The following is a 13,307-nucleotide window of genomic DNA, read 5'->3' as shown; positions in this document are numbered from 1 at the left end:
CTTTACTTCGCGACTGCTTTATAGAGACAGTTCAACTTCAGGGGTTGAAGCACTCAATTGCGCCAGCTCCCAGGCTTGCACCATCCGCTTTTTCTCAACACCCCACCGGTAGCCGCCAAGCGCACCGCTTTGCTGAATCACCCGGTGGCAGGGAATCCACAGCGCGATCGGATTAGCGCCCACGGCATTGCCTACTGCACGGGAGGATTTTGGCGTGCCTAATGCCTTAGCGATATGCGAATAACTGGCCAGCTGGCCTTCGGGAATAGTGAGTAGTGCCCGCCACACGGCAATTTGAAAATTGGTGCCCGTCACGTGCAATGACAAAGCAGCCGGCGCCTCTTCTGACTTGGCAAAAATCGCCTCCACCGCATAGCGCGTGGCAACTCGGTTAGGGTGGAAGGTGCTGCGCGGCCACTCCATGGCTAGTCTTTTTAGCAGTTCTTCTTCACTGGTGGTATCGATAAAGCCCATGCGACAAATACCACGGGGCGTCATTGCCACAAACATGCTGCCAAGAGGCGTGTCATGAACCCCATAAGTAATCTCAACGCCCTCACCCTGGCGCTTATACTCCCCAGGCGTAACGGCCTCTAGCTGAACAAAGTGATCATAAAGCCGTGATCCGCCGCTAAGCCCCAGGGTATGAGCAATATCCAGCAACGAAGTAGAGGAGTGCATCAACTGCTTACCCCGCTCCAGCGTTAGCGCCTGTAAAAATCGTTTAGGGCTAATCCCCACATAACGACAAAACAGCCGCTGGAAATGGAAGGCGCTAATATGAACGTGAGCGGCCACTGTTTCCAAATCAGGCTGCTCAGTGGCATTGGCAACCATGTAGGTCATGGCTTTTTCGATACGCGCATAATCGTTCATGTTTATCTCTCTAGCCGTTTCGTTTCAGGCTACTTATGGGCTTATCATGGCAGACTAAGCGCTCAAGGCCCCGTTGCCGACCCGTATCTTGCTCAATGCGTTGTGGGCAAACACCCACTGTTTTAGCGTTATTGTTTCGGTGATGCAAAAAAGACAATCTACTTGTTTTCCGCTAGGGTGAGGCCCCGCCTCCATTGACAGTGCACACTAAGCCCATGCAAGACTTAATTGATGACATTGCCGCAGCCATGGCGAAAGCAGAGGAGCGTGGCAAGGTCGCAGACTATATTCCCGAACTTGGCCATGTTGACCCACAACAATTTGCCATTACCCTCGCCACCGTCGATGGCCAGGTATATTCGGCGGGCTGCGCGACCACCCCTTTCTCAATCCAAAGCATTTCCAAAGTTTTTACGCTAACGATCGCGCTAGGCCAAATGGGCGACTCACTCTGGACAAAAGTGGGCCGTGAACCCTCGGGCGACCCTTTCAATTCTATCGTGCAGCTTGAACACGAAAGCGGCAAACCGCGTAACCCGTTTATCAACGCCGGAGCCATTGCGGTAGTCGATGCGATCATGATGGGCCATGAACCCAAAGAGACGCTGGGTGAAATTCTCAGTTTTGTGCGTTATATCGCCGATGACGACAGCATTTGCTTTGACCATGCGGTAGCCGCCTCCGAAATGGCGCACCGCGACCGCAATGCTTCATTAGCGCATTTCATGAAAGCCTTTGGTCATCTTCGCCACGATGTCGATAAGGTACTGGGCACCTACTTTCATCAGTGTGCTATTGCGATGAGCTGCGAACAGCTCGCTCATGCCGGCCTGTTCCTGGCTTCGGATGGCGTCAACAAACCCAGCGGCATTCGAGTCGTCGCCCCTCAGCGGGCACGGCGTATCAATTCATTGATGATGATGTGTGGGCACTACGACGCTTCAGGGGAGTTCGCCTTTCGGGTGGGCCTGCCCGGCAAAAGTGGCGTGGGCGGCGGCATACTGGCCATCGCCCCAGGCCACGGCGCGATTGCCGTTTGGTCACCGGGGTTAGATGCCTACGGCAACAGCCTGTTAGGCACCCAAGCGCTCGAAATGTTTGTGCAGCGCACAGGCTGGTCGGTGTTTGGGCATTAAAGTACGCACCTCCGCCCCTTTTCCTACGCTAGACAATAGTAAGTCACTCCCACAGTATAGGCAGGCGGCCAAATACGGACATATCGCAACGCCATATCAAGTCAGGAGGACACCATGGCTAATAGTATGAAAAACCCCGATCACCGTGATGCGATTACGCTTTTCGCCCGCATGGGCTACGCCTCCCGCGGCATCGTGTATGTTTTAGTGGGTGGCCTTGCCGCGCTGGCAGCCTTTGGTCAAGGTGGCCAAACAGAAGGTAGCCGCGGTGCATTGGAAAGAGTCCTCATCGCCCCTTTTGGAAAAATACTATTAGGTGTCATCGCAGTGGGCTTGGTTGGCTACGCCATGTGGCGCACCATTCAAGCGGTCAAAGACGCCGACCGTCACGGCAACGGTGCTAAAGGCTTAGCTATTCGTGCGGGCTTATTAGCGAGTGCGATTACCCATACGTTATTGGCCTTTTTTGCCGCCACGCTCATCTTCCAGTTTACGGGCTCTTCCGGGGGTTCAGGCGGAGGCTCACAGGGCGTGGCAGGCTGGTTGATGCAGCAGCCTTTTGGCCGCTGGCTGGTAGGGGCTGTTGGCTTGGTTATGATTGGCGTAGGCATCGCCCATGCGTTTAAAGGCTACAAGGCTAAGTTTCACAAACACTTCGCGATGCCACCTCAAACCCAAAAATGGGCTTATCCCATATGCCGTTTTGGCTTAATCATTCGCGGGATTGTATTTGTCATCGTGGGTAGTTTCTTTCTGATTGCCGCTTATCAGTTTAATCCCGACCAGGCAGGCGGTACGGCTGAAGTATTTAGTACGCTGCGCAGCCAAGCATACGGTCAATGGTTGCTGGCCGTTGTCGCTATAGGACTCTTCGCGTTTGGCCTATACAGCCTATTAGCGGCTATTTATCGTCGCATTAATCCAGAGATGTAGCGACCCCTAATGGCCAATACAACAAAGCGAACCAAGCAGTGGTTTGAGCGTATTAACGGCTCAAAGAACATGCTGTGGTTACTCGGCACCCTCTCCTTTTTAGAAACGATTATTCTGCCCATTCCGCTTGAGCTGGTGCTGATCCCGCTGATGGCGGCTAATAAACACCGTATCTGGCTTTTAGCGACGGTCACTACCGCAGGTTGCTTAATTGCATCGCTGGTCGGCTATGGCGTTGGCATGCTGCTTTTTCAGTCGATAGGTACTTGGTTTATTGAGTTTATGGGTATGGAACAGAGCTATCAGTCGTTCCAAACCTTCTTCGACCAGTATGGTTTTGCTGCGATTTTAGCCATTGGCATTCTGCCCATTCCCTTTCAGGTCGCGATGATTACTGCAGGCCTTTCCGGCTATCCGGTCCTACTCTTTGCGCTAGCGGCCTTAATTGCCCGCGGCCTGCGTTACTTCGGGCTGGCCTGGCTCGTTCACCGCTTTGGAAGCCGGGTGTTGATGTTGTGGAAGCAACAAGCCCTAGCAACCAGCTTGGTGGCGGGTGTAGTGGTACTGGTGGTGGCGCTGGGAATGCAGGCTTTGGCGGGGCTGATTGCTTAACTGGCGCTGTTGAAACATCCACAACCCCACCTTAACAATGCGCGTTTGGCATTGGCTTACACATCATCCTGCGTCTTACCAGGCGTTGCTGCAGTATGCTTGGCTTTCATATCTTTGAAGGCCTCCATGATGTCCATGGGTAGCGGGAACACAATCGTCGAGGCATTTTTGTTGCTCATGTCGCTCATGGTTTGCAGATAGCGAAGCTGTAGCGCGGTAGAATTCTCCTGCATCACGTTGGCGGCCTCCACCAGCTTTTTGGATGCTTGGAGCTCCCCTTCGGCGTGGATCACCTTGGCGCGACGCTCGCGCTCCGCTTCGGCTTGGCGGGCAATGGCGCGAATCATGCTCTCATCCAGATCCACATGTTTGATTTCAACATTGGCCACTTTGATACCCCAGGCTTCGGTTTGGGTATCAATGATTTCCTGGATATCGTCGTTGAGTTTATCCCGCTCGGAAAGCATCTCATCCAGGTCATGCTTGCCCAGCACGGAACGCAGCGTGGTCTGCGCCAACTGACTGGTCGCCTGGGTGAAATTCTCGACTTGAATGATCGCCTTTTCAGGGTCGACAACGCGGAAGTAAAGCACCGCATTGACCTTGACGGTGACGTTATCCCGGGAAATGACATCCTGCTCGGGTACGTCCATGGTGATCACACGTAAATCCACCACCTCCATCTTCTGAATGGCAGGAATCACAATGACCAACCCTGGCCCCTTCACTTTCTGGTAACGGCCCAGAAAGAACACCACGCCGCGCTTGTACTCCGGCAATATGCGAATGGAGGCAGCAATCAACATCACCACCAGCACCATAGGGACTAAATACGAAATAATCATTGGGCACCTCGTTTTGCAGATGGCTCGTTTTGCAGATGGTTCGTTATGGGGAAAGCACGCCACCGTTGCGAGCATCACCGGGGCGTCACATAAACCGTCAAGCCTTCAAGACGCACCACTTCAAGCTCATCACCCTGTTTTACGGGCGCATCGCTCACCGCGTTCCAGCGCTCGCCATGCAGGCGCACATGGCCGTTGGTTTCAAAATCCTCCAGCGCCACTGCCGTTGCACCAATTAGTTGCTCCGCACCGCTGTGCACCGGACGCCGCCGCAGCGTTGCAAAGCGCGTTAACGTCCATAGCATCAAGGCGCCAAAAATCAGGGCCACCCCGCCAATCAGCGGTAACGAGATAGCCAAATGTTCGGCATCCATCAGCATCACCGACCCCAGCACAAAAGCGATAATGCCGCCCGCCCCCAACACGCCGAAACTGGGCATGAACGCCTCGCCTACCATCAGTGCCATTCCCACCACCATCAGTGCCAGGCCCGCATAGTTAATGGGTAGAACCTGAAAAGCGAACAGCGCTAGCAGCAGGGAGATTACCCCAATGGTGCCGGGAAAAAGGCTGCCGGGGCTGGAAAGCTCGAAAATCAGCCCGTAAAAGCCGATGATCATCAGTAAATAGGCAACGTTAGGATTGGTGATCAGCGAGAGCAGTTGAGTACGCCAGTCCGGGTCGTAACGTTCAATGACAAGATTCGCCGTCGCCAATGACTCCTCGCCGCGCTCCATCACCACGGTCATACCGTCAAGCTGAGCGAGCAGGTCATTAATGTCACGCGCCACCACATCAATGACATTTTGCTTCAAGGCCTCACTTTCGGTGAGGTTGACCGCATCGCGCACCGCCTCTTCTGCCCAATCCGCATTGCGGCCGTGGCGCTCTGCTAGGCTGCGGATAAAACTTACCGCGTCTTCAATCACCTTGCGCTCCATGGCGCTGCCTTCTTGCTCGCCTTCAGACTCCTCGCCCGCCTCATCATCACCAGTCAGTCCGCCACCGTCCATTTGCACCGGTGTCGCAGAGCCCAAATGGGTAGAAGGCGCCATGGCCGCTACGTGGCTGCCGTAAAGCAGATAGGTACCTGCACTGGCTGCGCGCGCGCCACTGGGGGAAACATACATCACCACCGGCAGGTCTGAATTGAGCATTTCCCGAATCATATCGCGGGTGGTATCAACCAATCCGCCGGGGGTATCAAGCTCAACAATCACTACTTCGCTGCCCTGCTCTCGGGCTTTACGAAGACCACGCTCAAAATAATCCTTGGTCGCAGGGCCGATAGCGCCTTCAATATTGAGGATTAAAGCGCTGGGCGAGGTTTGTGACCTGGCCTGCCACGTGAGCGACAGCGCCGCCATCAGCAATCCCGCCACCAACAGCCACAGCCACAGCCAGTGCGATTTGTGAGAAAGGGAGTGCATATCCGCTCCAGCAGCTATCAATACGCTCAAGGGTATCTACTCAACGTAGCACCCGCAGTGAGCTTAGTCATGAACAATATGATAGCGGGCGGTTAAGCGTGATAACGCCTAACCGCAGGAAGTTATTCTAAGCAATAGCGATGGCTGGAAGGACGTTCGAGGGAGTTGGTTGGGAGTTGGTTAGTTGACGTAATAGCCGCTTACCTTCCAATCGCCGCCTTCTAGGTGAGGCGTGATAGTTTCGGTAATCTGAGGCTTATTTTCAAAACGGGTCTGGAACGTAAACACCGCATAATCACCAACAGGCGCGCCAGGCATGGATGTTTCACGGATAACACGTATTCGCCGCCTGGACTCAACCGCCCCAAAATCACGCCGGGCAGCGTTGATGGTACGGGCCAGCATATTGGAAGAGAGCGGCACCTGCAGCAACGTTGAGGATGCCTCCCACGCTTGCTCATACTCACCGCTATCGATGGCTTCTAGCCACGCCAGCGCTGCCGCTTCAGCCGCATCGGTATGTGAATACGCGTTCGTGGTTAGCACGAGAAGCACGGTAGCAATGATAAAAGTCACTGTTTTGGACATAGCAAACTCTTGTGGCAGCCAGGTTTAATCGTGCGTCTTAAGTCATTATCGGAAGCTGGGGGGATTTCTTTAACGTTAATCCCGCCTAACGGCGACTAATGATAGAAAGGGATTCACCTGTCGTGGTCCGCGCTTCTCAAATCCCACCTGCTCGTTTACTATGCGCCACCCAACCTATCCAGCCCTCACCTTTAGGCGACCATGTCCGTCAACGCACTCTATACCGACCTTTCCGGCTACTACGATTTGATGTGCGTAGATATCGACTACCAAGCGCAAAGCAACGCCATTCGACGGCTGCATCAGCTTTTCGGTAACGACGGCACCGCCCATCTGGATTTAGCCTGCGGCACAGGCCCCCACGTGCGCCACTTTATTGATTTTGGCTACGCCAGCGGCGGGCTGGATATCAACCAGCCGATGCTGGATATCGCCGCCACACGCTGCCCAGAAGCACACTTTTCGTTGCAGGATATGAGTAGCTTTGACGTCAGCGAGCCGCTGGATTTAATCACCTGTTTTTTATACTCGATTCATTACAGCGACGGGATCGAGAAGCTAGATGGATGTATTTCAAGCGCTCATCGCGCGCTCAAGCCTGGCGGAATTTTCTGTTTTAACGCAGTCGATAAAGACAAAATCGATAACGGCTTATCGGTAAAACACAGCGCCAAACAAGCAGACGATTTATTCACGTTCCGCTCAGGCTGGCACTACAGTGGGCAGGGTGAAAAGCAGTCGCTTAGGCTAAGCATCGAGAAAACCAACGCAGAAGAAAAGCAGGTTTGGAATGACGAGCACTCTATGGTGGCAGTGAGTTTTAATGAGCTCATCGCCCTGCTGACGCCTTACTTCGAGGTGCACGTGTTTGAGCATAACTACGAGACGATTACCCCGTGGGATAACGTCTCGGGCAATGCGATTTTTGTCTGTGTGAAGCGTTAACGCTTGAAAGCGCATCGGCGCTAACCTTCTGTCCTAACGATTTAGGCTTCTGAATCTGAATCGTTAGAGCTGGGCCGAAGTTGGCGCTGAACGCCGAGTAAAAAGTTACGCAGCACCTGATCTTTACACTCGCGATAATTCTTGTGGCTTGGCTTACGGAAAAAAGCGCTTAATTCATGATTGCTGATACGGAAGCCTGCCAGCTCAAAAATAGCCAGAATATCGTCAGCCTTTAGGTTTAAGGCAATGCGCAGCTTCTGGAACACCATGTTGTTGTTCAACTGCGTTTCTGGCGCTGGCTGCGGGCCTTCGCGCTTACCACGCTTGAAGCTTATAAAGCCGTTCAGAAACGCTGCCAGCTCTCTATTTTTCATCGTCACAAAGGCGTCGTCTTCATCCTTTTTCAACCAGGCAGTTACCTGCTCCTGAGCCACGCTGACCTCTGCCAAGGCGAAAATATCCACGATGGTGCTGTCTTTTAAGTCAAAGGCGTAACGTATGCGGCGGAAAATATCGTTATTGGTCAAAATTGTATCCCTAGTCTTAGGCAAAACCAGCACAATCAGGCTTTATGTGCATCTACGTTTATCGTGAATACCACTAACATCAGCAGCTTAACAACTAACCTGTTGTCAGCTTTCCAAGCAACTCATCAATTTCGTCTTTAAGCTCGCCATCTTCAATCTTGTTGGCGGTAATTTGGGCCTTTTTAAGATTGTTGATCGCAGCGTCAGCCTGGCCCAACTCCACCTGCAGCTTCGCCATGGAAAAGGCGATGGATGACATATGGTCTTTCGAGTTAACTGCAACGGCTTTCTCAAAGGCTTTTTCGTAGACAGCCAACGCCTCATCCAGTTCTTCCGTGAAGTCAGCCAGCGTTTCCCACTGCTCTGGATGGTCCTTATCGGTGTTTTCGTTCTCGGTGCAGATCGCTTCCAACTGCGCATAAAGCGCGTCAAACGCCTCTCTATCCTCTTTATCAGCAGCCTTCATGAGCTTTTCAGCGAGTTCGTAAACCGCTTTGTATATTTTGGTGTTAATCATGAACGGCTACCTTTTCTCTATTAAAATCAGTAACAAGTAAAAAACCTGCTAAAAACAACGTTTGTGGAACCGCCAACTCACCGTGGCCGGTGACATTATACCCGTTGCGGATAGCACTACGGACGTTCATTTTTCGGTTTTTGTAGCAAGACCAGACCGCTTACCGCTATTAACAGTAATGCTCCATGATGAATTCAGGTTGACCCGTTTGCTCATCAATCTGCTCACCGATTGAAATGAAGCCATGCTGTTTATAGAAGCTGATACTGGGCGCATTCTGGCTGTAGACACTGAGCTGCAAACACGACCTTCTGCTCTTGGCATCCTCAATCAACGCTGACCCTATACCATTGCCCTGCAAGCTTGGTGACACAAAAACGGCTGCCAGCGTATCTCCATAGAGGCAGTAAAACCCTGCTATCTGCTCACCCGCTTCATAGACAAAGGTCTCCGATGCGGGGATGTACACATCACGCATTTCACTAACTTTGGACTGCCAGTATTCTGACCCAGCAAAGGAGTGAGCTTTAATCGAGGCTGAAAGCCAGATATCCAAAATGTGCTCAATATCCGCCTCTCGGTATTCACGAATCATCTAGATGTTCCTAATGATGGTCATCGGCGCCAAAGGCGTTACTGAAAAGCTGCCTAGCCCTGGATAGGTTTGCACCGATACCAGGGCTAGGCAGCTTCATAAAATAAGGCGGAAATACGTTGCCTTCCTTAAGGTAAATCTGATTCTTCAAGAAAATGAAGTATCTTCCTACAATTTCTTCCGAAAGCAAAAAGGAATTTTACCAGATTATTCAACAATATTTTTAGGCGCGGAAAATCTAAATTGCTCATAAGAAGCCAGCACCCTGGAGGGCGCTGACCTGCTTATTACTGAGCATCGCGGTTTAAATTCCGCTCGGCCGGGATGTCACTTAGATACTCGACAAACTCCACCTCAAAACCGGCCGGATCGACAAAATAGACATTTTTGCGAAATGGCTCCGTCGCGCCTGGTTTGGCGATGGCATAGCCCGCGTTATTTAACCGGGCAACCACGGCATCCAGGTTATCGGTCACATAGGCAAAATGGGCCAGCCCAACGCTGTGACCTTTCAGGTCGCGGTTGGCCCCTTCGCCGTGATCGCTTAATGCCAGGTAATGCTCATCGTCACCAAAGTGCACCCATTTACGCGGTTTGCCATACCACTCGCCATGGCCTTCATCGCGTACCCGCCAATGCGGGAATACGGCGCGATAAAAATCCAACATGGCATCCATATCATCAACGACCAGATTCACGTGTTCCAAGTACATAAGTGTCTCCTTGCATTAAGTGAAATGGCAGGATAAAACCTCAACTTCACTTGAGGTAAAGCTGTTTTTGGAAAAAATGGCAAAAAAGATTCAGGAGTGCGTGATGGCAGAGGCAATTTGGAGTGTTGGCAAGGTGGCCAAGCGCTGCGGTATCAACGTCAGCACCCTGCACTTTTACGAGCAGCAGGGGCTAATTCAAAGCTGGCGCAATGCGGGCAACCAGCGCCGTTATAAACCAGAAGTGCTAAGGCGCATTTCAGTGATTAAAGCCGCGCAGAAAGTCGGCGTTAGCTTGGAAGAGATCAAACGAGCCTTTGAATCACTGCCCAATAACCGCACACCGACGGTGGAAGACTGGCAGCATCTTTCAAAAAACTGGCAGCAAATGCTTGATGGCCGTATAGCTTACCTGCAAAAGCTGCGTGATAACCTGGCAGGCTGTATCGGCTGTGGTTGCCTAAGCATGACCAATTGCCCGCTCTATAACCCGGATGACAAACTGGCTGAGCTCGGTAGCGGGCCAGTGCTTTTAGATCAGGCTGAGCAGCGGGCTGGGTTGGATTGTTAGACCATTTAACGTACACAAACCGCCTGATGATGGTTGATGTTAGAATTGTGACGCCAAGTATTGGCTTCTAGCGCCTCAATCAGCCTCTCCTGCATCGAACGACTGCTTTTACTTTATACTGCCTCATCTTTTATTTTCGACACACCTTACGACAATCTGTCAGGGCGCCTTATGCCATTTGCAAAACTAGGATTATCCCCTTCTCTTGTTCAAGCGATTACCGAACTAGGTTACCAAACGCCAACGCCCATCCAGGAACAAGCGATTCCTGCCATTCTTTCGGGTAAGGACTTAATCGCCACCGCACAAACGGGCACAGGCAAAACCGCTGCCTTTGTTCTGCCTCTGCTAGAACGATTCAGTAACGCGGGAACGTTACGCGGAAAACGCATACGTGCGCTGATTCTCGTGCCGACCCGTGAGTTAGCGGTTCAGGTCGAAGCCAATGTGGCTCAATACGCTAAACACACACACTTAACCTCGATGGCGATGTATGGCGGTGTGGATACGGAAGCTCAAAAAGCGCGCCTAATCGCAGGCGTTGATATTCTGGTCGCCACGCCGGGCAGATTGCTTGATTTGGCGCATCAGCGTGCGCTGCATTTTGATGAACTTAAAGTCATGGTATTGGACGAAGCGGACAGAATGGTCGACATGGGTTTTGCCGACGATATCCGTAAAATCATAGAACGCCTACCTGAAAACCGTCAGAACCTACTGTTTTCGGCCACCATCACAGACGACGTTCGCGCCCTCGCCTACGATTTTTCAGATCGCCAGATGACCGATCTGGCGGCTGAAATATCCATTTCTCCCAACATCCGCGCCGCCGCTAATGTCAAACAGTGGCTAATCACCGTCGACAAAGACACTAAGTCAGCCTTGTTGAGTCACTTAATTAACGAACAAAAGTGGGATCAGGCGCTTATTTTTACCGAGAAAAAACACAATGCGGCCAAGCTTGTTGCTCAACTGGAAAAACGCGGCATCACAGCGGATTCCATTCATGGCGATAGAAGCCAAGCCATGCGTGAAAAGATTTTGGCTCAGTTCAAATCTGGTGAGCTAAAATACTTGGTCGCCACGGGGGTTGCCGCGCGGGGTTTGGATATTGATGAACTGAGTCGTGTGGTGAATTACGATTTACCTTTTCAGCCAGAAGAATACATCCACCGCATTGGCCGAACCGGCCGCGCGGGCGCCTCAGGTGAAGCCATCTCGTTAGTCGACATGAGTGACTTTAAAAATCTTTGTGCCATTGAACGGCGTTTAAAAAGCATTATTGAGCGCAAAGAGATTGCAGGCTTCCCTGTTCGAAAAGCAGTACCCGAGTCAAACTTAAATTATAATAAACAAAGTAATCGTTAAAATTTACCCAAGAAGCTCACCTCTTAAAAAAGGTGAGCTTCTTTATTATAGGCACTTCACGAATCTGGTAAAAACACATCTAATAGCTCGGCATTAGTGGGATATTTATCCAACAACGCAAGCAACTTTTGCGCGCCTTCTACTGGCTTAAGCGTTGTCAAACCTCTACGCAATGCCCTTACTTTTTCAATATCTTTTACATCAATCAAAAGCTCTTCGCGGCGGGTACTGCTTTTGGCAATATCGATCGCCGGGAAAAGCCGTTGATTGGCCACATCCCGGGATAACACGAGTTCCATATTACCCGTGCCCTTGAACTCCTCGAAAATCACCTGATCCATACGGCTTCCCGTATCCACCAGCACGGTGGCCAGAATGGTGAGCGATCCGCCGTTTTCGATCTTTCTCGCGGCACCAAATAGTTTTCGGGGTATTTCCATCGCTCGGGAATCCAGCCCACCCGACATAGTGCGACCATTGCCTCGCTGCTCGGCATTATGAACGCGCGAGAGTCTGGTAAGAGAATCGATCCCGATCATTACATCATGCCCCTCGCCTGCTTGCCTACGCGCCGTCTCAAGGAGCTTATTAGCCATATGCACATGGTGTGTGTAGCTTTCGTCTGAAGACGAGGCATGTACTTCTGCCGACACACTGCGCTTAAAGTCAGTCACTTCTTCAGGGCGCTCATCAATCAGCAAGGCATACAGCTTTATGTCAGGATGAGCTTCTGCCACGGCCTGACAGATATGTTTTAACATCGTCGTTTTGCCAGAGCCTGGCGGCGCAACAATCAGCCCACGCTGCCCCATCCCAATGGGAGTAATCAAATCCATCGCCCGCACAGTACGCTCTTGAGAGCCAGGTTCTAAATAAATGCGTGGGGAAGGATGAATAGCGACGCCATTTAAAAAACGCTTTTCGGGATCATTTGGGAATAGATCTTCAACCTCGTCGGCGGGCTTGGCATCTGATTCTCTTTTCGCCTTTAAACTTAGTGTTTTTCTCGTCATAATATAGATGGAACGCCTTTAATAGCCTGAATTTATAGAGTAATGGATTTATTAAATAGCTGCATCATAAACAGCGAGCAGTCGCATCGTTACGGCACTTGGCATTGAAAACGGATAGGTCTATCTTGTGCGCAAAGATATCGGGTTGGAGCTGATCTTAGTAGTTGGGTCATCACCATGGCGTTCTGATCGTGTTTATAGAAATTGAAGCGCGGCATGCTGACCTCTCCTCGTCTTTTTTCTCGATCCTACCAAAACTTAGGCATCAGTGGGGGCTTTCTACAGTCTCAACGCCGCCAGCAAGTGCGGCTTTGTCCTGAAGGCGAAGCCGCAACGGTAAAGCTATCGCCGTACCTAGCCTTGTTATGTTTTTTTCGCAATTTCCTGAACTTGCTTCTCAAAATCGCTTGCAGCTTTACTTAGTTGCTCAAGCGAGTCTTGAAATAACGGAAGCCATTTTTCTCCCGAGAAATCGCCTTTCTTATACTGCAGCTTATAGCCATGCAGGATATTATTCGTCTTCTCTAAGTGCCTATTCAAAATTAATCGCGTGATCAGTTCCGTAACCACCGAGTAAGCGGTGTACCTCTTCATGTAGACGTTCAAACGAGAGATAGGCACTCAAGGGCAGCCAGGTGTAC

Annotated in this window: 15 protein-coding genes and 1 pseudogene; 6 read left to right on the top strand and 10 right to left on the bottom strand. The window is 51.3% G+C overall.

Features of this window, described 5'->3' with window-relative positions; genetic code table 11:
• Positions 1 to 18 precede the first annotated feature (18 nt).
• Positions 19 to 876, bottom strand: a complete 858-nt coding sequence (locus HUO07_RS11135; RefSeq protein WP_176303633.1) for a bifunctional transcriptional activator/DNA repair enzyme AdaA — start codon at positions 874 to 876, stop codon at positions 19 to 21.
• A gap of 215 nt (positions 877 to 1,091) precedes the next feature.
• Between HUO07_RS11135 and HUO07_RS11130 the strand changes: the two genes are divergently transcribed.
• From HUO07_RS11130 to HUO07_RS11120, 3 genes are all read left to right on the top strand, one after another.
• Complete coding sequence (locus HUO07_RS11130; RefSeq protein ID WP_176303632.1) at positions 1,092 to 2,012, top strand: glutaminase; 921 nt, start codon at positions 1,092 to 1,094, stop codon at positions 2,010 to 2,012.
• A gap of 114 nt (positions 2,013 to 2,126) precedes the next feature.
• A complete protein-coding gene (locus HUO07_RS11125; RefSeq protein WP_176303631.1) occupies positions 2,127 to 2,945 on the top strand; it encodes a DUF1206 domain-containing protein in 819 nt (272 codons plus the stop codon).
• 9 nt (positions 2,946 to 2,954) lie between these two features.
• Positions 2,955 to 3,557, top strand: a complete 603-nt coding sequence (locus HUO07_RS11120) for a YqaA family protein (RefSeq protein WP_176303630.1) — start codon at positions 2,955 to 2,957, stop codon at positions 3,555 to 3,557.
• Between the two features lie 56 nt (positions 3,558 to 3,613).
• Here the strand turns inward: HUO07_RS11120 and HUO07_RS11115 are convergent, their stop codons facing one another.
• The 3 genes from HUO07_RS11115 to HUO07_RS11105 form a co-directional block, all read right to left on the bottom strand.
• The gene (locus tag HUO07_RS11115; protein ID WP_176303629.1) at positions 3,614 to 4,402 is read right to left on the bottom strand and encodes a slipin family protein; all 789 of its coding nucleotides are present in this window, start codon (positions 4,400 to 4,402) and stop codon (positions 3,614 to 3,616) included.
• 74 nt (positions 4,403 to 4,476) lie between these two features.
• Positions 4,477 to 5,832: an NfeD family protein gene (locus HUO07_RS11110; protein WP_176303628.1), complete on the bottom strand. Its 1,356-nt coding sequence runs from the start codon at positions 5,830 to 5,832 to the stop codon at positions 4,477 to 4,479.
• A gap of 180 nt (positions 5,833 to 6,012) precedes the next feature.
• The gene (locus HUO07_RS11105) at positions 6,013 to 6,420 is read right to left on the bottom strand and encodes a DUF4019 domain-containing protein (protein ID WP_176303627.1); all 408 of its coding nucleotides are present in this window, start codon (positions 6,418 to 6,420) and stop codon (positions 6,013 to 6,015) included.
• 201 nt (positions 6,421 to 6,621) lie between these two features.
• Between HUO07_RS11105 and HUO07_RS11100 the strand changes: the two genes are divergently transcribed.
• On the top strand, positions 6,622 to 7,365 hold the full coding sequence (locus tag HUO07_RS11100) for a class I SAM-dependent DNA methyltransferase (RefSeq protein ID WP_176303626.1): 744 nt from the start codon (positions 6,622 to 6,624) through the stop codon (positions 7,363 to 7,365).
• Positions 7,366 to 7,406: 41 nt separating this feature from the next.
• Here the strand turns inward: HUO07_RS11100 and HUO07_RS11095 are convergent, their stop codons facing one another.
• From HUO07_RS11095 to HUO07_RS11080, 4 genes are all read right to left on the bottom strand, one after another.
• Positions 7,407 to 7,892, bottom strand: coding sequence for a YehS family protein (locus tag HUO07_RS11095; RefSeq protein WP_176303625.1), 486 nt, complete (start codon positions 7,890 to 7,892; stop codon positions 7,407 to 7,409).
• Between the two features lie 94 nt (positions 7,893 to 7,986).
• On the bottom strand, positions 7,987 to 8,409 hold the full coding sequence (locus HUO07_RS11090) for a tetratricopeptide repeat protein (protein WP_176303624.1): 423 nt from the start codon (positions 8,407 to 8,409) through the stop codon (positions 7,987 to 7,989).
• A 169-nt stretch (positions 8,410 to 8,578) separates the two neighbouring features.
• Positions 8,579 to 9,004: an N-acetyltransferase gene (locus tag HUO07_RS11085; protein ID WP_176303623.1), complete on the bottom strand. Its 426-nt coding sequence runs from the start codon at positions 9,002 to 9,004 to the stop codon at positions 8,579 to 8,581.
• Positions 9,005 to 9,291: 287 nt separating this feature from the next.
• Positions 9,292 to 9,717 (bottom strand): VOC family protein, encoded by a 426-nt coding sequence (locus tag HUO07_RS11080; protein ID WP_176303622.1) that lies wholly within the window; start codon positions 9,715 to 9,717, stop codon positions 9,292 to 9,294.
• 103 nt (positions 9,718 to 9,820) lie between these two features.
• Here HUO07_RS11080 and soxR point away from each other — a divergent pair, with 103 nt between their 5' ends.
• Positions 9,821 to 10,285, top strand: a complete 465-nt coding sequence (soxR, locus tag HUO07_RS11075; protein WP_176303621.1) for a redox-sensitive transcriptional activator SoxR — start codon at positions 9,821 to 9,823, stop codon at positions 10,283 to 10,285.
• Positions 10,286 to 10,456: 171 nt separating this feature from the next.
• Positions 10,457 to 11,653 carry a DEAD/DEAH box helicase gene (locus tag HUO07_RS11070; RefSeq protein WP_176303726.1) on the top strand — a complete coding sequence of 399 codons (1,197 nt, stop codon included), beginning with the start codon at positions 10,457 to 10,459 and terminating at the stop codon, positions 11,651 to 11,653.
• Positions 11,654 to 11,709: 56 nt separating this feature from the next.
• Here the strand turns inward: HUO07_RS11070 and rho are convergent, their stop codons facing one another.
• Positions 11,710 to 12,666, bottom strand: coding sequence for a transcription termination factor Rho (gene rho / locus HUO07_RS11065; RefSeq protein ID WP_176303620.1), 957 nt, complete (start codon positions 12,664 to 12,666; stop codon positions 11,710 to 11,712).
• A gap of 532 nt (positions 12,667 to 13,198) precedes the next feature.
• Positions 13,199 to 13,307 (bottom strand): annotated as a pseudogene (locus HUO07_RS11060) (IS630-like element ISHsp2 family transposase); the annotation flags it as partial.

The sequence above is a fragment of the Vreelandella maris genome (assembly GCF_013371085.1).
Lineage (GTDB): Bacteria > Pseudomonadota > Gammaproteobacteria > Pseudomonadales > Halomonadaceae > Vreelandella > Vreelandella maris.
Note: the sequence above shows the minus strand (reverse complement) of the source record. Positions and strands in the feature narration are given on the sequence as shown.